The organism is Anaerocolumna cellulosilytica (genome assembly GCF_014218335.1).
Classification (GTDB): Bacteria; Bacillota; Clostridia; order Lachnospirales; family Lachnospiraceae; genus Anaerocolumna; species Anaerocolumna cellulosilytica.
In genome coordinates, this window is record NZ_AP023367.1 from 2,937,651 (window position 1) to 2,958,004 (window position 20,354).

The 20,354-nt window shown below is 34.0% G+C and carries 16 protein-coding genes; all 16 read right to left on the reverse strand.

Annotated features, from left to right (window positions below):
* Positions 1-7: 7 nt before the first annotated feature.
* Positions 8-1,825: an FAD-binding protein gene (locus acsn021_RS12040; RefSeq protein WP_184089018.1), complete on the reverse strand. Its 1,818-nt coding sequence runs from the start codon at positions 1,823-1,825 to the stop codon at positions 8-10.
* A gap of 70 nt (positions 1,826-1,895) precedes the next feature.
* On the reverse strand, positions 1,896-3,074 hold the full coding sequence (locus acsn021_RS12045) for a glycosyltransferase (RefSeq protein ID WP_184089015.1): 1,179 nt from the start codon (positions 3,072-3,074) through the stop codon (positions 1,896-1,898).
* Between the two features lie 43 nt (positions 3,075-3,117).
* Positions 3,118-4,539 carry a B12-binding domain-containing radical SAM protein gene (locus acsn021_RS12050; protein WP_184089011.1) on the reverse strand — a complete coding sequence of 474 codons (1,422 nt, stop codon included), beginning with the start codon at positions 4,537-4,539 and terminating at the stop codon, positions 3,118-3,120.
* A gap of 87 nt (positions 4,540-4,626) precedes the next feature.
* A complete protein-coding gene (locus acsn021_RS12055) occupies positions 4,627-5,319 on the reverse strand; it encodes a hypothetical protein (RefSeq protein WP_184089008.1) in 693 nt (230 codons plus the stop codon).
* Positions 5,320-5,370: 51 nt separating this feature from the next.
* Positions 5,371-6,540 (reverse strand): NAD(P)/FAD-dependent oxidoreductase, encoded by a 1,170-nt coding sequence (locus tag acsn021_RS12060; protein WP_184089005.1) that lies wholly within the window; start codon positions 6,538-6,540, stop codon positions 5,371-5,373.
* A 62-nt stretch (positions 6,541-6,602) separates the two neighbouring features.
* A complete protein-coding gene (locus tag acsn021_RS12065; RefSeq protein WP_184089002.1) occupies positions 6,603-6,866 on the reverse strand; it encodes a phosphopantetheine-binding protein in 264 nt (87 codons plus the stop codon).
* Positions 6,867-7,093: 227 nt separating this feature from the next.
* Positions 7,094-9,661, reverse strand: a complete 2,568-nt coding sequence (gene uvrA, locus acsn021_RS12070; RefSeq protein WP_184088999.1) for an excinuclease ABC subunit UvrA — start codon at positions 9,659-9,661, stop codon at positions 7,094-7,096.
* Positions 9,662-9,663: 2 nt separating this feature from the next.
* Positions 9,664-11,445: a hypothetical protein gene (locus acsn021_RS12075; protein WP_184088996.1), complete on the reverse strand. Its 1,782-nt coding sequence runs from the start codon at positions 11,443-11,445 to the stop codon at positions 9,664-9,666.
* Positions 11,446-11,470: 25 nt separating this feature from the next.
* Positions 11,471-11,734 carry an acyl carrier protein gene (locus acsn021_RS12080; protein WP_184088993.1) on the reverse strand — a complete coding sequence of 88 codons (264 nt, stop codon included), beginning with the start codon at positions 11,732-11,734 and terminating at the stop codon, positions 11,471-11,473.
* A 21-nt stretch (positions 11,735-11,755) separates the two neighbouring features.
* A complete protein-coding gene (locus acsn021_RS12085) occupies positions 11,756-13,540 on the reverse strand; it encodes a hypothetical protein (protein ID WP_184088990.1) in 1,785 nt (594 codons plus the stop codon).
* 66 nt (positions 13,541-13,606) lie between these two features.
* On the reverse strand, positions 13,607-13,879 hold the full coding sequence (locus tag acsn021_RS12090) for a hypothetical protein (RefSeq protein WP_184088987.1): 273 nt from the start codon (positions 13,877-13,879) through the stop codon (positions 13,607-13,609).
* 22 nt (positions 13,880-13,901) lie between these two features.
* Positions 13,902-15,053 carry a U32 family peptidase gene (locus tag acsn021_RS12095; RefSeq protein ID WP_184088984.1) on the reverse strand — a complete coding sequence of 384 codons (1,152 nt, stop codon included), beginning with the start codon at positions 15,051-15,053 and terminating at the stop codon, positions 13,902-13,904.
* Between the two features lie 74 nt (positions 15,054-15,127).
* The gene (locus acsn021_RS12100; protein ID WP_184088981.1) at positions 15,128-16,030 is read right to left on the reverse strand and encodes an NAD-dependent epimerase/dehydratase family protein; all 903 of its coding nucleotides are present in this window, start codon (positions 16,028-16,030) and stop codon (positions 15,128-15,130) included.
* A gap of 20 nt (positions 16,031-16,050) precedes the next feature.
* Positions 16,051-17,505: a class I adenylate-forming enzyme family protein gene (locus tag acsn021_RS12105; RefSeq protein ID WP_184088978.1), complete on the reverse strand. Its 1,455-nt coding sequence runs from the start codon at positions 17,503-17,505 to the stop codon at positions 16,051-16,053.
* A gap of 36 nt (positions 17,506-17,541) precedes the next feature.
* The gene (locus tag acsn021_RS12110) at positions 17,542-19,176 is read right to left on the reverse strand and encodes a B12-binding domain-containing radical SAM protein (RefSeq protein ID WP_184088975.1); all 1,635 of its coding nucleotides are present in this window, start codon (positions 19,174-19,176) and stop codon (positions 17,542-17,544) included.
* A 157-nt stretch (positions 19,177-19,333) separates the two neighbouring features.
* Positions 19,334-20,344: a class I SAM-dependent methyltransferase gene (locus tag acsn021_RS12115; protein WP_184088972.1), complete on the reverse strand. Its 1,011-nt coding sequence runs from the start codon at positions 20,342-20,344 to the stop codon at positions 19,334-19,336.
* Between the last annotated feature and the right edge of the window lie 10 nt (positions 20,345-20,354).

The window sequence follows — 20,354 nt, forward strand, 5'->3', positions numbered from 1 at the left end:
AGTTAATTTATGTATCACTTATATTTATTTCTTTCATTAAAATGGGGATAAATTCTGCAGCATCAGCAACGATTCCATAATCAGCCGTTCCAAATATTGGGGCATGTCTATCCTTATTAATTGCTATTATTTTTTTCGAATTTGCCATACCGACAATGTGCTGAATTGCTCCTGAAATCCCAATCGCTAGATACGTTTGTGGAACTACAGTTTTACCGGTTTGTCCAATCTGATGGTTATAATCTACCCAACCTAAATCAACTAAAGCTCTCGTTGCACCAATTGCTCCACCCATTTTTTTTGCTAATTCTTCTACGAGGTGTATATTTTCAACAGTTCCAATCCCTTTTCCCATTGACACTATAATATTTGCTTGATTCAAATTAGTTTGTCTACCTTCTTCAAAAAAAGTCTTTAAGATTTTAGATTTAGTAAGATGTAGAATCTCAACATTATTCATAATAATTTTTCCTGGCTTTATTTGCTTCTTAATGATATCTTTCATTACATTCGGCCTTACAGTTGCCATTTGGGGTCTTGCATGCGGACAAACAATCGTGGCTACTAAATTACCGCCAAATGCAGGTCTCGTTTGAAGAAGATATCTTTTTTCTCTATCAATATCCAATTTTGTACAATCTGCTGTTAATCCAGTATTTAATGCAGACGCTACCCGTGAAGCTAAGGATTTGCCATACGTGGACGCCCCGAAAAGCATAATTTCTGGTTTGTATTTTTCTATTGTCTTTATCAGTATATCAGCATATATTTCTTCATGTAAAACCTTTAATTTTATATTATCTGTCATATATACAATGTCTGCTCCATGCTCTGCTAAAAAAAGTGCATCTTTAGAAATATTCTCTCCTAAAAGGATTACGCTCAATGGAACACCAAGAGACTCTGCCAGCCTCTTTCCTGTACCTAAGAGTTCAATACTTACACTTGACAAATACTTGTTTTCATACTCAACAAACAGGCATACTCCTCTATATTGTGAAGAAGAAGTATCATCATATATGTAACTGCGCGTATCCAGTGAAATAGTTTTATTAAAAGACTCTTTTTCCAGATTTTTTTTATCTGTGTCCTTGTTATCTTTCATTATATAATTTAATAGTCTTTTTGCTTGCTCTACATATGAACCTTCCAAAATATTACATTTATTTCGCATATCAGGCACGAACGTTTTAACTACTTTAGTCGGTGAACCTGTTAATCCACAAAAATTTTTGTTCACCTCAATTTTATCTGCATTCCAAATATGCACGGGTATATTTTTTGCACGTAATTTATCCTTGATTCGTGGAATCCTAGGTTCGTTAATCCCTTTTACAACTGTAATTAATGCTGGCAAAGATGTCTCAATCATCTCATACCCAAAATCTGTAACCCGCTTACACCTTATTCTATTTGTCGATATATGTTCAATATCAAAAACACATGTGATGTGCGGAATTGATAACTTTTGAGCAAGTTCAGGCCCAACTTGAGCGGTATCACCATCTATCGACTGCCTACCACAAATAATTAAATCAAATTTGCTAAGATGTTCTATTCCTTTTGATAATACATAGGATGTAGCAAGCGTATCAGACCCAGCAAAGACTTTATCATTTAAGAGAACTGCATCATCTGCCCCCATGGCTAAAGCCTCTCTTAAAATTGATTCAGTAGATTTAACTCCCATACTTATAACCGTGACGCTCCCACCTATTTCTTCTTTTATTCTTAGACCAGCTTCAACTGCATAAGCATCAAAAGGATTAAACTTTGATTTGTTTCCCTCTCTTATAATTGTATTTGTTTCTACATTAATTCTCATACTGGCAGATTCAGGCACAGCCTTAACACAAACTATTATTTCCAGTATATATCCCTCCTTAGAAAATCAACTACATACAGGCTGTACTAAGTATTATATCCACGCATTGTTCAGTCCCACCATATTTACTTAGTGTTTGAGAAAGCTCTCTGCATCTAAATCTGTAGTCGCCGTTCATTACTTCCTCTATAACTGAATTTAGTCGAGTCGGACGAAAAGCATGCACTGGTAATTTCTTTGATGCTCCCAGTTCTGCAAGCTTAGATGAGTTATAATCCCTCTCATAATGTTGTCCAGGAATTGTTATACTTGGCACACCATGCAACAACGAAGTCAACATTGTATCCTGTCCTCCGTGAAAAATAATTAAGCTTGTATCTTTAATAATTGCTGGCACAGATACATATCTCTCAAATTTGACGTTAGGCAAATTAGTCGGTAAAGATTTGAGTTGGTAGTGGTAACCACAGCCACAAATCACTCTAAAAGGTTTATCCTTAAATGTTTCTGTTATGACCTCACTATACAATACAGGGGATAAAGCACTGACACTTAGGTATATAAATATCTGTGGTAGTTTCAGCCAATTATCATACCAATTAGGCAAAGTGGAGTTGTCATTTTCAATATCTAATATATATCCCACAAATTTAATAGCTTCAATGTTTTTCATTTCTGGCTCTAATTCCGGCAAAGTCGGTGCAAGTTTTACATCTGCTCTCATGTAAAACAATTCTGTTAAATTATTAATCTCTTTCTGATTGTATTTTACTAATTGATTGTTATAAGCACGAATACTCCGTCCTGATTCTTTACTATTAAGTGGATGTTCAGGATTACAAGGCCAACTAGCAATCATTACTGTAGGGATAGAGGCAATCCTTGCCGATATGCTTGCGGTAGGTCTAGCTTCTGCGAAAATGACATCCGGCTTAAAGTCTCGTATTGCAGCTAACTCTGCCTTTATAGACTGTTCTATATATTCCTCATCTGTCATACCAGTCCATTCAATGAAATCAACTAAATTATTAATTGTCTGTTCCTTTCCTGTAGGGATAGGTGCCTGATATTCGTACACTTTAAATCCCTGTTTACGAATAAAGTCACCCAAACTCCCTCCCATAACGAAGCAGACTTTACATCCCCGTTTCACCAGCGCCCTAGCAATTCCTATAGATTTTGTTACTGATCCGATAGAGCCTGAGTTGGGCGGACTTGGTAAAATCATTATTCTTCTCTCTCTCTCCATTAAGTCATTCTCCTATTAATCTAAAAGTAACTAGTATTCATGTTTATATATATTTTATGGTCTGATTAGTTTCATAGCTGCTCTTATCTACTATTTTTCTTATGTAGCGCCGTAACTTAGAATCGTCCTTTTTACCTTGTAAGGAGAAGTACATATCCAATGTATCATCAGATATACCCCAAAAATCTTTCATAATTAATGATGTATGTATGAAACTTTCTTCCCCATCCTTATAAATGCCAAAATCATTTAGTTTATCCTTAACTTGTTCATGAAGTTCTGTTCCTAAATATGGTACACAAATATTAATTACATAATTATCTGCATTAATTTTATAAAAGAACTCCCACATGTTTTTATAATCCTCATCTGTAAATCCGGGGCATCCCAATAATACATATGCAGTTCTTTCAATACCGTATTCAGAAGCGATATGAAAAGCATGTTCAACCTCTTTTAAACTGATACCTTTCTTAACTGCATTCAACATTTCCTGATCTGCCATCTCTACACCAAATTTTAAATGTCTGCATCCGGAATCTTTCATCATTTTTACAATCTCTTCTTTTGTTAGAGTATCCACTCTTGCTTCAGCCCACCAATTAAAATCCTGATAATCATTTTTTACATTTTTTAGCCGTTGTAACATTTCAACCGTTCGTGTATCTGCTCCCGGAACAAAATTCATATCTGAAAAGTAGAATCCTTTTAACCCAATTGTCTCAATTCGATATCTAAGTTCCCTTACAAACCGCTCCGGTGACATAGAGGACACATTAAATCCTCTCATTCCCGGCTGATGACAAAATGCACATCGGTTCGGGCACCCTCTCATCGACATAATATAATCCCAATCCTCTTTCTGAGGTTTATAATAAAGATAGTCACCTGTCAATATTGGCAAGTCATCAAGATTCTTACACCACTCGATAGGTACCTCGCCTCTTAGATTATTTTCCACAATTTTAATGGCTGCTGCTTCTCCTTCTCCACTTATAACAACATCCAAGCTTTCAAGTTCATGCTCTTTTGCATGTTTTAATAGATGTCCATAGCCGATACAAACTATATCCGATCTTAATTCATTCTTTATTTTTTTTGCAAGAAATGCACATGATTGTGTGCTTCCTATTTCTACTGTAGGCATTAATACATCACCTGCACTCAGAAAAACAAAATCCGGTTTAAAATCTGACAATATCTTAATAATCTCGTCATATGATACATGTCCATTTTTATATCTTTCATTAAACAACCAACTATTTAACGTCATACTTAGTCTTTCTGCATAATCAACAGTATTGTCAATGTAATCCCCATTAATAAAAATAACCTCATGTCCTCGCCGATATAAAATTTCAGCAATATAGTGCATAGCCGGAGCTAATCGGTTATTCTTCGATTCAATTAATCTGTAAAATGGCGGCACAACACACGCAACTCGTTTTCTCTCATTATTATTCATTACCTTACCCCTTTCAAGTACGAAAAATAATACTATTTTACATTATCTCTCCCCTTTTTATATTGTAATAAGGAGGTACTGTCTACATCAACCTAAATGTCTTTCTGGATGGATTCCATACCTTGCACCCAAATAGCTTGCAGAAAACTGGGGCATCCAGCCATGCACATTCAACGTATGAAATCTATCAAATCCTGCCATCAACATGCCGGAACGATCATATCTGCCTCTGGGCAGCCATATCCAGTACTCTGAATCTGGGGTTTTTCCGGTCAAATATCTCATACGCCCAATAAAAACAAGATATCTCTCAATGCTAAAGGGAAGCATATTCTCATCTTCACATTTACGCATTACTTCAATTCCAGTTGATTTCATATCAATTGGTGTCATGGACATGCTTGTTCTAAACCAACAATCCTCTGTTTCCGTTGCTAGTGATACAACTGGATCGTGCAGTGCCCATGTATCCAATCGAAACAATTTTCCTAATAGTTCGCGTGTGATTCCGTTGGGAACACATAAAATAACTTCCTGCTTTTCATTGGCGTCTTGTATTTCTTCTTTTGTAAATGGGCAAGAAGAAAGAGAGAATTTTTCTCCTGTAATCTGTTCAATACCCATATTCTTATACCACTCTTCCATTTCATAATGTACATAATCCGGATCATTGAAATCATTATAATTCTTAACAAACTGTTTAAGATCCATTGGCTTTAATATATTGCTATCCAATAACTCTCCTATTAAATTTAAAACTCTTTCTCTTGTATTAATCATGTTTATCACCTTTTCTTTTTATATGTACTCAATTTCATATAGTAGAAATATTTATATTTTAAACTTCTCAGATTTGTTTGTTTTATGTTTGCGAAACCTATCAATTCTTAAGGTATCAATATCTAAAGTAACTGATTTTCCATGAAGTATTTCCTCACTTATCAGATGTCCGCAAACAGGACTGTGCATAAACCCGTGACCGTTGAAACCAGCACTACAATATAGACCTTCCACATCCGGTATCTTTCCCAAAATAGGATGAGAGTCAGGCGTTGTTTCGTAAAATCCAATCCAACTTGATTGAATTAATGAATTTTCCAAACTTGGTACCCGGTTAATTACCTTTTCGCAATTTATCAGCTCCCAATCATCGTCTACCGATAATTTATTAAAATCATACTCAGTTTTTTCCGGTGCCGCTTTTGTTAATCCTGTAAGCAAGCCTTTTCCTTCTTTATGCAGCCCTAATCCCTCGTTTACAAAAATAGTTACCGGAAAATCTTTTGTATCCCATGGAATATCAGAAATATATGTAAGTTGTTGTGGTACAGGTGTTATCGGAATATCAATATTCACCATTTTCCCTATTTGAGCCGACCATGGCCCTGCTGCAATTACAACTGTTCTAGTGCTTATTTTTCCCTCAGAAGTGATGATACCACTTACTTTTTCATGTTCTGTATCGATGCCAATTACATTTACTCCTGCAAAGAATTCAACACCCATATTTCGTGCTTCGCTTATATATGCGTTGACCACACTACTTGGATCCAAAAGTCCGTCCTTTGGATAGTATGTACTTGCAACAATACCTTCTGTGCTGACCATAGGAATCATTTGCCGAATGCTTTTTTCAGTCAGCCATTCTGTTTTTATTCCCATTTTATTTTGTATTTCCACCGACTCTTTAAATGATTCAATATTATCATCTTCCGACAGTAAGAACATATATCCACAGGAATCCATTTCATAATTATATCCAAAACATTCTTTAAATCTTTGAAATTCTGCAATACTCCACTTTGATAATTCAATATTAACCGGGGTAGAAAACTGATGTCTGTATGCTCCAGCGCATCTGCTGGTTGTATGGCCTCCTAATTCTTTCTGATTTTCAATTACAATTATATTCGTACATCCTTTTTCGGCTAAATAATATGCAGTACAAATTCCCATTGAACCACCGCCGATAATAACAACCTCTGCTTTATTCGGAATCATGTAATCACTCCTGTACAATTATGAACTCTGGCATCTATAAAATTATAATTAAATAAAATCAATTAATTTTCATTACTACATAATGTATACATGGCTTGATAAAGAGAGCCTACCGTTTCAAATATCTCAGGTGTCAACATATTATCCGGAAACTGTATTTCAAGAGACTCCTCTAATTCGATAAGTACTTGCATTGATTTAAAAGAATTAATGCCTAAATCCATAAGTTTTGTATTCATATCGACATTGTCGTACTGTATTTCGGAATTGCTCTTCAAGATTTGTATCAATATATCTCTTACATCAGTTGTTTCGTTATTATTCATATTTACCACATATAATCCATTTATCCTTTTGTATAGGGTGATTGAATTATATTTTCCCTTTCTTTTTTTTATAAATAAAACTTATATACACATTATACTAAGGCACTGTGGATTCCACCCAAAAATATAATGAGGGTAAACCGTCCCTATAACTTACATAGAAAGCAGCAGTAATCGGGGAAATGAAACCTAACTTATGTATCTTATAGCATAAATCTATTCGTATACTACATTGTACTGCTATTATTAAACAAATACTTACCTGTGATAGAACTCTGTATCCTAGCTATTTGTTCTTGTGTTCCTTCTGCTACAATCAAACCTCCTTGTTCTCCTCCCTCTGGTCCCATATCTATAATCCAATTTGCACTCTTAATAACCTCCATATTATGTTCAATTACTACCACTGTGTTTCCCTCTTTAACCAAGTTTTGTAAAAGGGAAATAAGTTTCACAACATCGTAGGGATGCAAACCGGACGTGGGTTCATCCAATAAGTAAAGAGTATGTCCACTATTTCTTTTCCCTAATTCTTTTGCAAGTTTAATTCGTTGAGCCTCTCCACCCGATAATGTAGTAGCTGCCTGGCCCAGTTGCAGATACCCAATTCCTACTTCTGACATAACTGACAATCTATCGTAAACCGGTTTCACATCTTCAAAAATCTGCATGGCTTCACTAATGGTCATATTTAGAATGTCAGCAATATGGTATCCCTTATATTTGATATCTAATATATCTCTTTTGAAACGTTTTCCATGACATACCGGACAACACACCTGTTCGTCTGGTAAAAAGTGCATCGATATCGTCAATACTCCTGCACCTTGGCATTTTTCACATCTACCGCCAGGTACATTAAAAGAGAAATGCTTTAAAGTTAACTTTTTCTTTTTTGCTTCTTCCAAGTTAGCATAAATAGTTCGTATCGAAGTAAACACATCCGTATACGTTGCTGCATTTGAACGGGGGGTACGCCCAATTGGTGTCTGATCTATTGTAATTACACGATTGATTTTTTCCCATCCTCTTATTTCGGTATGTTCACCAGGTTTTACATTTGCACCGTTATAATGTTGGTTTGCTGCTTTATCTAAAATATCAAAAATCAATGTAGATTTACCTGAACCAGATACCCCACTGATGACAGTAAATTGGTTAAGCGGGATATTAACATTAATATTTCTTAGATTATTTTCATTTGCTCCTATAATAGAAATACAATCCTTGCTAGGGGGCAAATCATTTTTTTGTGCCTGAATGTATCCTAAAAGACACTGCACGGTCACTGATTCTTTGCAAGATTCAATTTCTTTTGGTGTACCTGCGGTTACTAAATGCCCACCGTTTTTACCTGCACCTGGTCCAATATCAATAATATAATCTGCAGCTTTCATCAGTTCCATATCATGTTCCACAACCAAGACTGTATTACCCAAGTCTCTTAACTGTCGTAACACTCGGATTAACTTTCCTGTATCCCTTTGGTGCAATCCTGTTGTCGGCTCATCCAAAACGTATAGTACCCCTGTTAAACCGGAACCTAATAGTGAAGCCAACCGAAGACGCTGATATTCTCCGGCTGATAAAGTAAATGAAGTTCTTCCCAGAGTTAAATAACCTACCCCCACATCAATTAATCGTTTTATCCTTTGTCTTAAATCGGATAAAATAGGATTCAAAATTGTCTCCCATTTATCAGGGACTTGACTTGGTAAAGAGTTAAGCCAAATACTCAAGTTATCCAAAGATAACTTTGAAATATCAATTATAGACTTACCAGCAATTGTCACTCTTCTGCTTTCTTCACGTAACCTTGTTCCGTTACAATCAGGACACGTCCGCTGTATTAATAATTTTTCAATTTTTTTTCTATAATTTAAGTCATTTGCACGTTCTTTAAATCTGTTCATAATTATATTTACAATGCCGTCATAACGTCCGTCATCTACAGAGGTTGGATACTTAACATCTGGAAATCTATGTTTAAAATGAGGTGTATAGATTCCATAAAGCAAGAAATTTCGTTGAAAGTCATCATATTCCTTAATCGGGATACTTGTATCAAAAGGAAAACCGAAATATCTGCCCGCATTTTGCAAAGTATTTGAAAATCTCTTTATTTCTGCAGCATGCCATATACTAACCCCACCATCTAAAATGCTCAGTTCCTCATTTAACAGCTTTGATATATTTACACCGGTAGTCTCACCAATTCCCGAGCATGTCGGGCATGCTCCTTCCGGCTTATTAAATGAGAAATTAGACATCCTTATTTCAGGCATATGTGTTTTACAATTAGGACATACCGAGAATGTATTAGGTATCTCATTATCTCTAAAAACATTTGATTCATCTTCCTCAGTTCCTATATCACGGTCCCAAAAGTTCAGAACATCTGCATCAACCTCAAACGGAGGCTCCACCATTGTATTGCATTTCGGACATGGACGGAGTCCTACTTTAGCGTAAAGTACACGAAGATAAGTTAAAATCTCTGTAACAGTACCGACTGTAGAACGAGGACTGGAATTATAAACCCTCTGATCCACACTGATTGCCGGTGACAATCCTATAATTGATTCCACTTTCGGTTTACTCACATTTTCTGTTATCATCGCCATGGATTCCATATATTGCCTCTGGCATTCTTTTTGAAGAGTATCAAAAGCCAATGAAGACTTTCCGGAACCTGATACACCAGTAAGAACAATTAATTTATTTTTAGGTATATCCAATGTTATGTTTTTTAAATTATTTTCGTTAGCTCCTTTAATCCTAATAGAATCATTCAATTTTATAACTCCTTAATATTTTCTAATTTTAATAACCAGGCAGGTGTTATTTCAGTATATACTTCTTTCCTTAGTAATGGATAATAGCTATAACTTTCATTAAATGCCAGTAATATCTTACCTTTTATTTCTTTTGTTTCATTTAGCGATTCCATATCCCAGAACTTATTTTCATTATTCATTTCTTCAACGCAATAATCTCCTTTCGTTGTTAAAAGTACAAAAGAAGAATTTTTCTCCCTTTTAGTCTTTAACCACGAAAAAAACAAGAGTGCTTTTGCCTTATTATCACAAGTCTTATGTCTCACCACCTGATCTGCTGTCATAATTCGATCTTTCTCACAAAATATTGATTTTTGCCCATATTGCTTAATATCTTTTATAAACTTTAAAAATGTATCGTGCTCTGTTATGTAACTAGCAATTAAAGGGCTTTGCAAAGACCATATGGCGTAGGCCTGAGGTTTTGATACCAGAATTGTCTGAAATGCATATTTGGCCCATGTATAAGGTGAATCAATGTACTCTCTGCTTTTGCTAAATATATGTTTCCTTATTTCCAGATTAAGTAATGATATATCATCCGCCCCTCCTACATCTGGCAGCCGATACTCAAAATCTTCAGGTATAGACATCACTCTTGCCTTAAATGACATATTAAAGTTAAAAATCGGTAGGCTGCATTTTAAATAATTCATATATCTTTTACTGTCAATTTCATCTAGATTTGTAATGCCCTGTGATGTTAGAAACCAATAATCAGAAAAAACCTTAGTAACATCTTTATTATAATAAATGGTTTTTTCAGTTATTTCTTCAATTTTTTCCGAAGTTATGAGATAATTTTTGCCTTCTGCTGTTAAAGTTAACACATCTTGATTACCTAATCTAAGCTGGACTACATCCTGCTTATCAAAACCGCCAAGACGAAGCATAGCATAAAGAAACGACATGTAAGACGAACAGTTACCACTGATTATGTCATCTTCACTCAATGAAACCAATTCATCAAATCCATACCAGGGTGCAGTAAATTTACTAGACCATGTATTATCCCTATCATCTCTCACTAATTTCACTAATACCTTATCTTTGGATGCATTATATACTGCTGAAAGGAAGTGTAAGCGGTTAAATCTATATAACTTTTTTGCTAATGATGTAAGCCTCAACGACATCATATTAGAGAGTATTGAAGCACACTCCAATGCCGAAATGGTTTCACGAAACCGGATATTTCTGGTCACTGCTCGGGCATAATTCATAGGTGAGTCTGGATCGCATATTCCATAAGATAATTTTATCAGAGCCTCATTGCTCCACCACTCAGGATTTATATCAATTAAGTCCGCTTGAAACGTAAGTGACTGTGCTTCGAATTGTTCATCCATGAAAGGCTTACGAATTTTATTCAACCATACAACCTTGTAATCATTTTGTACTTCTATGTAACGTATTGTATAGACATGGATTTCCTCAACTTTATTGAATTTCTCATACTCAAGATTTATTTTACATTTTAAAATCAAGCTTGAATCGTGTACTGATACATTGATTATTTCAAACTCTGCAAAACAGGGCATCTTGTCCAGTAAATAACACTTGAACCAGATTATCTGAGCCTCATTTGCAATATCATCCTCAGAGTATATAGTCCTCAACCATAAATCCATGTCTCTATTCATTATCGATGCCCGAAGTTTGTCAGCAATTAAATCTGCAACTTCAACAAACGATTCAGAACACTCACAAGCAATATTTTGCTCAGTATTAGAAATCACCATAGTATTGACCTCAATTTAAGAAACTTTATCCCTGACTACCATGTTCTATAAAATCGACTGCTTTATCTAGGGAATCAAGCATTTCAATAGCTACATTATCGTCCTCAATTATAATGCCGAAAACCTGTTCTATCTTTACAACAATTTGTAAAGCAATGAGTGAGTCAATATGAAACTTTTCTAATAAACCAGTGGTAGTTCCAAAATCCTCCATTGACAATTCCCTCTCAAGTACCTGGCTATATATATTACATAATTCATTTTTGATATCATTTTTTTGTTCTAACATATCCTGCCTCCTAGCATTAAATTATTTTTCATTTAGCTCATACTCTGATGCTGATTCCCAGACATTCCAATTATTTTCTCTACTAAACGCTACAATAACACTTCCTTCAATTTCATTAACCTGCGTAAGAGTGTTGCAGTCAAAAATGTTATACTTACTATTTTTATATAAAACTGCATAAGCTCCTATATCCGTTACAATTACCTCACTTTCCTCGCTAATGCAATTGAAATAGCTTAGAACTGAAAGAAGCATTGCTTTATCCTTTGGACTACCTTTTTTATGACGTATTGTTTGATCAGCAGTCATAATACGTTCTTCCTCTAAAAATATTGAACCTTCTTTGATATTGCCGCGTATCCAATCAAGTATCACCTCCAACGTATTCAATTTACTTGAAAGCATTTTTACTTCTTGTGACTTTAACGACGATAATATGTATACCTGCGGTTTTTTCACCATTAATGTTTGATATGAATAGATTGCCCAAGTAAAGGGGGAATCCGGATGCTTCATGCTCATTTCAAATACATACTTTTTAAACCTCTTGTGAAGCTCCATTGGTGTCACACAATTATTAACATTAATATCTTTATCTGCCTCAAACGGCAGTATATTCTGTTTAGAACTAGCTTCAGGCAGCTTGAATATAGGTATTCCTTCTTCATATTTTTTATACAGGTTACTCAATACTTCTTTTGGTATATTGGTCTGACCTGAGGCGTCCAGGTAATAGATTGGAGAAACAATTCTACTAACATCCGTATCACCATATAATCGTTTCGGACTCATTCTCATTATTTCATTGGTGTTTTCTATATAATATGAATTACCTATTTTAAAATATGTAAGATAGTGAAACGGCTGTATCGTAACAAAGATGTTTTCCGATTTCATTCCCCCAAGACGCAGCATATTTATATAAAAATTGGTTATTTCTACACAGCTGGCTTCAACCGGTAATTTTTCTTTTTTTAATGCATATAATTCATCAATATTATGTTGAGGAAGCAATGACAATTCCTGAACTGTATAGGTATATCCAGTCTGATTTCCTACTTCTGAAGTCCTGAGTTTCATATTTATCTTAGCAAATTCATGGACATTCATAATAAGCTCTTCAATGCTACCGCTTTTAAAAAAGTAAGCTAGTGCTGCACTTCTATAAGACATCATATCAGAAAGGATTGCAGCACAATCAATCTCTGGATGGGTATTCCTAAATCTGACAGACTTTGTTATAGATCTTGTATATAAATTTGCTTTTATAGTTTCTCTACTGTTTTTGCACAAATCAATTATTTCTTCATCTTTCCACCACTTAATACTATTTTCCTGTATTGAACTAAAAAGTAATTTCTTATTTGTCTCAATATTGCCATTAACATTTCGTTTGTTAACAAGTGGATTGTAAAATTGATTTTCGTTTTTTAAGCTTATATAGGAATCGATGATTGATATATTTTCCAATTCACTATTGTACTTAACTTTATATTGGAATATTGCTATCTCGGTATCATATTTTTCGTAGTGCAATGCAATAAGAAGCAATACGTCATATAAACAATCAGAATGCTCATTAATCTGTAGAGACTGCATAACACAGTCTTTTGGATTTACTACTTTGACTGTATAACCGCTAAACCACCTTTTTACATAATATTCCTCATAAGGATCTACACGAAACCATTGCATAAAAGACTCTATATCACCTTTTTCTAATGCTTTTACCTGTTCTTCTGCCATTATAATAATTAAGTCTCTTTTATTCCTTTTGTTTTCGTTTACATATTTACTCCTTAGCATCAGCTATTATCCTTTCTCTATTGTCCTACTACTTTAAAAGCAATGTATACCTTTACAACAGACAAGTTAGTCCATGCATGTACTCTTCCAACTGTCATCCTTAATTAACTCCAGCTCGTTACAGATATATGAGCTTATAACACAAGCACTTGAAAATAATCCATGAAAAATATAACTGTCATCAACTTCTATTAAATATTTCTTTTCAATTTTAGCCACAAGATTCAAAATCTGAATTGAGACAAGGTCTAGCTCATCCTCTAAATTTATATCATAACATTCCTTCTCTTCCCTAATCATAGTTAATATATCCCTTTTAACTTCCTCGACATTATGCATAGGAACCTCCTTCAGAAATGCATTATTTATTAACTAAGTTACTGCTTATTTCCTCAACCTGCAACAGTGCTTTGAAAACCATATCTTCGTTTGGAATACTAAGTACTTTATCAGCTATACGCTTACAATAACCACATAGAGTACATGACGTATCTCTGCAGTTAGCTCCTTTAAAATGTTCAATAAATCCACTCAATTTACTGTTGTCAATTGATACATTAAGATGCAAAAATGCTTTTACCATTTTCCTCATATTCTTTATCTCTTCATTTAATTTTGATGAGTCCACTATGCTGCCATTATGTATTTTATTATGAGTCTGCACAATATTTAATATATCTGCCAGATTACCTTCATATTTTCTCTCGCAATAGCTCTTGATAACCTTAAGTAACCATTTTGTTGACTTTCCCCTGTCTGTGAGTTTAAATTTATCAATACCTATCGCTTCATAGACCGATAAATCTTCCGGACGTATCCAGCCGGACTTAATAATTTCCACAGGTTCTCTGAATTTTTTCGACACACATTTTAATATACAATAATCCGAAAATACCTTATTTGACTGCTCGTCCGATTGCGATCCATGGCTCATAACATTATCATGATAAAATTGATAGGGACAAAAGTGCAGACAAGTTTGATTAGCTAAAACCTGAATATCACATTTAACGTTTTTTTGTATATTCTCAAGTAGCTTTAAATCTCTGTTAATGTTTTCTCTGACTGTGATCTCATCCACTCCCAAATCATCATACATTTTTGCCCTTTCAACACTTTCTACCATTGAAAAAGATGACAAACTTATTTTGAGATTCGGATATTTACTTTTACATATATCAATCATATAAGGATTTGCAATTGTAACCATATCAACACCGATAGATTCAAGCCATGCAAAACAATCAACAATTTCTTTGTACCTTGAGTTAGTAAACTCTTTATTTCCCATACATGAACTATTTAACAAATAGTTAAATTTTATTTTGTTTTCATATGCTTTAGAAACCGCTTTTTCAATATCTGCTTTTGTAATTGGGGGCATACCAAATGTACTTCTTCCACTTCCAGTGACTTCACTACTTTGAGACCCAAATACATGTGTAACCGCACTATAGTCTTTTAATTCATCTAATAATCCTAAATCACCATTATAGGATATAGAAAATTTCATATAATTTCACTCCCTTCAGTATACCTAAAGCACAGTATCTTACGCATTTATCTTTTAACAATTATTACTGCTTGTTATTCAATGTTATTGAACTTATTAAAAAGATATCTTAACCCCTTGTCATATGATTCAAAAAGAAATTTATAATTCAATGTACTTTTCAAATAACGATTTGACATCCTTAAAGATAATGCTTTTAAACCATGGATACTAGTCCTTATCCGTTCATCTACTGAGTCCAAAGGAACCCATTTGGGTAACGGTATGTTTGTTAGTTGGCATATTTCTTCATAATATAGTTGCTGCTTTATAGGCAAATCATCCACAATATTATATATTTCACCAACTTTTAATTTACCCGGAGCAAGCACTAATATCTTGATAACATCATCACAAAAAACCTTTGATATGTAATTAGAACCATTACCCAAAATTTTAAGCCTGCTATTTACTGTTTTAAATGGGTTATACTCATCTGTCCCATATACCTCTCCAATTCTAAGTATTACAGATGGAAACATACTATCTCGAAATCGTTTAAGCAGTAATTTTTCTGCTTTCATTGTTATTTTACCAAATGGATGTTCTGGCTCTACACAATATGTCTCCTCTAAAAGTGTGTCACCACAATCTCCATACACCGCACCATTACTAGCCATGATAAACGCCTCCAGATTTGATGCCTTTATTGAATCAATTAATGCCTCCGTTCCATTCACATATAGCCTCTCCATTTTATCTACAGAAGAATGTAAACCTGCCATATGGTACACAATTTTTACATCTTTTCCTATTCCTTTCAATGTCTCTGGTATTAAAAGGTCCCCTATGAATACTTCCATTCCTTTCTCTTTAAGAATTTCAGCTTTTTGGTACTCACTTCGAAGAGTCAACCCTCTGACTTTTTTCCCTTCGTTTAATAGTTGAGTTACTAATCGGCTTCCCAAATAGCCGGTGCACCCTGTAACTAATATCACAATATTCCTCCAACCTAAAATTATTTCCTTACTTTTTTCCCATATCTACTTGTGGGTATCTCTTTTACAAACTCAATATACCGTGGTATTTTAAAAGATTTTAGTTTTTCTTTACAAAATTCATAAAGTTGGTTATCATCGATTTTATGTGCACTGTCTTTTAACAAGATATTTACCGCAACACGTTGTCCTAAATTAGTATCTGGAATCCCGTAAACTAGTGAATCCTCCACGAAAGGGTGTGCATTGATTACCTGTTCAACTTCCTCAGGATTTACTAAATGTCCACTTATATTAATAGTTTTGGATATCCTTCCTATTATCTTCAGACAATTACTTTCATCCAATGCTCCCAAATCCCCCGACTTAACCCAATTATCAACAAATACAGATTTCTCTAGTACTTTCTGCATGTAATATCCTGATGAGATTTGGAATCCACTTACATAGATTTCCCCGGGTTCATTGATATTTGCCAACTCCATTTTATCGTTTAGTATTTTTATTTTCACACCGGGTAATGCTGTTCCTACCGTATTCCGATTTTTCTCTATATTCGAAAGACTATTAAATGTTATTGCCCCCCCTTCGGAAGAACAGTAAATAGAACGAATTGATATACCTGTATTCTCGTAAAAAGCATCAAAAATTGCTGGCTCTAAAAATGCTGAACTGGATATACACAGTCTCACATTATTCCACACATCTTTATATGAATTTGGGGATGTACTCAATAAGTCATATATATATGGGACTGCAAAAAAAATCGTTACCTTTTTTTCTTTTATAACTTTTAATATATTACCTCTCAATGCTGACATAGATATTACTAATTTGGATCCTGTTGCAAGTGAGGGCAGTACTGCAGTTGCAATTGTTGCCGGAAGCATTGGTGACAGCGGTGTAAAAAATACATCGGTATTATTCAGATTAATTACCTCCGCCAGTGAAAGTACACTTGCTGCCATCGCCATGTGAGAGAAAACAACACATTTGGGCAATCCCGTAGTTCCAGAAGTGTAAAAAAACAATGCTGAATCTCTTAATGTATTGTCTTCATCCTTAGCAATAAAATAATAGTTAACGGACAGATTAATTTTTGACATTTGTCTCGTTAATAAATTATTTTCCAATTCTAAACTTAAATCTAATGTTGATACTATATAATTACAACGGCTCGCATTAACTGCATTTTCCAATTCTTTTGAGTTAAGATTACCTTCTAAAGGTATCGGTATACAATTATTCTCCCAAAGAGCAAGCCAAATGGTTATAAAAACAACTGGATCATGAATCAAAAGTAACACTTTAGGGTTCCTTACCTGGAATTTCAAACAAAATTCATCTGACCATTGTTTGATATTACTCTGAAGTTGATGATACGTAATACTTTGCTCTCCATATTCGATTGCAATTTTTTTTGAATTTTCATTAAATGATTTCTTGAATACCTGAGGTAAAGATTTATTATACATATTTTCCCCTCATCCTTTTCAAACTATATTATTTAATTACGATAGAATCTGCACTTTTTTTCTTCTAAATTCCATATAGAATTTCATCCAAATCTTCTCAAGTTGCATGAAACCGCTGTCTAGAAGTTCTTCCCATCTATCTCCGAGTTCCGTGATTGATTGATCCGATTTATTAGTTTCAACACTCTCTATTAATTTTATAAATAAATCATACTGCTTTTTTCCCAACTCACTCTTAACCTGTTCATATAATTCTTTGTAGCGATTCATACTATCATCTATTAACTGAAGCATTTTGTCTTCATCTTTCCAGACATCATACAATAGAATCTCAAGTTTAATTTTTTCATTCGTATTTGCATATGACATACTTGATGTACTTGTACCTATTTTTCTTAGAATATGATTGATTCGCTCTATATTGCCGTTAGCATATGCATATTCATAGAGATAACCCTTTTCTTCAGGTCCAATTAATAATCCATCCCGCACAACATCTGTAAATAATCTTGTATCTGGCCACAAATCCAAGGTCTGCCACCATGACTGTGGATGATATGCCATGCCCACTTCCAACAGCATTGAAGCATTTTGTTTTAGCTCATCCAATGTTGTATATGGATGAAACATAATCAAAAATCCAAATACATTAATATCACTCCTTTTAAATAGATTATATGCCATATAATTATCCTTAGACGTGGCTCTTTTATTAAATAACTCCAACGTTTCTGTTTTACTACTTTCATATCCTATACTGACCTCATATAAGCCTACACTCTTTAAATCCAGAATTAATTCCCAATCCTTCTCACTCCATGATTCCGCCCTTGTGAAACAAGTAAAAGGAATTTTAATGTTTTCAGCCTTCAGTAAACGAACAAGCTCCTTTAGTCTTAACTTTTCTTCAGGATCCGGGTCTTCAATTGAACTGTCTACAATCATATAAAATATCCGTTTATCAGAAAAAGACCTTATTAAATGCTTTATTTCATCAACAATATTTTGGGGACTCCTTCCCCTCCACCCCTCTACTTTCTTTCCTTTATAATACCGATTAGCTACGCAAAATGCACAACTTCCCATACAGCCTCTAGATGTTGATATACCCGGGAATACATAATTTGATTTTTGGGATTTTTCAAATATACCATCAAGTGCCGGAAACGGCAGTTGATCCAAATCCTTAATTAACTTCCTGTTGGAATTTCGTATGATTTTATCATTCACTCTGTATGAAATACCCTCACAGTTTTCAAGACCTTCATCATTTTCAATTAAATCACAAAGTTCTAATAGTGTCTCTTCTCCTTCACCATTTATAACTATGTCTATACTTTTTTCTCTTTTTAACAAAGCACCAGTATGTAGAGTAGCAGTATGACCACCTAAAAATATCTTAATTTGTTTGTTAACGATTTTTAGTTTTCTAGTCAATTCGAATATTGAGTCCTCATTTTCACGGTAAAAACTAATACCGACCAAATCCGGCTGAACACTTACTATTTTATCCAGGATAGTATCTGTATTATCTTCCTCAAATATATAATTCCACACCTGATAGCCAGCTTCCCTTAAAACAGATGTTAAATAATCAAGCCCCAATGTAAATTTATAAATTGTAATACTTTTACGGATTTCAAGAAGTACTATCTTTACATTTTTACTCATATGCCTTCTCGTATAGTCCAATTATCCTCTTAAGAGGGTGTTTGGATTATTCTCCTTCCTCCCAACTTTTTTTTAAAAAATAAAATAAATATATTGCTAAGTAGTCAGCTTATCATGTCTTTAATCGGAATCGATACCAGGCATGAACAGATAATTATTAGTGCGTTGCCTTTTTCATCAGTACACTAAAGATAGATTTCATTTCTACTTCTTCAAAAATACTTTGTTTCATTTCAACAATTGTAAAATGTCTACTAATAAAATTATTCAATTCATTTTCCGAATAGTAATAGGACAAAACATCCTCTGTAAGATGAAAATTATCATTAGTAGCATATTTTAAAAAGAGTAACCCTTCCTCTTTGAGCAAAGATTTTACCTTTTCGGCATATCTTTCGTAATGAGGCTTTCCAAGTGCATGTAAACACCCTCTATCAAAAATATAATCAAATTTTTTATTTAATCCTGTATTCAGAATATCATCCTGTAGAAAATGCACATTGGTATTTCTTTTTGCAGTTTCTTCAAATGCGGCGTATACTAAATCTGTAGCAGTCACATCAAAACCCAGCTCGAACAATTTCACTGCTTGTGTACCTGATCCAGTTCCCAAATCTAGAAAAGATCCACTACTTAAATTATTTTTCTGTAGATAGGCCAACAAATCCATGTCTAAAGTATCAATTGTCCAAGGCATATTTCGAGAATCTTCAAGCAAATAACCGATTTCATAACCAACATCCTTTAAATCAATGGTATGTATTTTTATCTCTAATTTTCTGCATAGAATAGTAACTCTTTTTATTTCTTGCAATGGTACACGGTTGGTATAACCACTGATAATAAATATAACCTTTATCTTGTTTTTCTCATTCTTGGTTATATTTTCCATATCTTTTATAATATTAGTTGATCCGGTTAGAAAAACAACTATTTGAGGTTGCTCGCCATCAGGCACTTTTTGAAAGAAATCGGCTGCTGATTCATTGACTAATTTATAATCTATCAAATCTTTCTCATCAATTGCTTCTTTCCATCCACCAACTATATCTATGTCTTTTCCATTTATATCAAATAGTTTTTTTATTCCCTTATAATTATTACTGTTCCAACCACCAATCGCCACCTTGTCACCATTCTTAATCTCTATAAAAGCTTTAGCTGACATTATATTACAT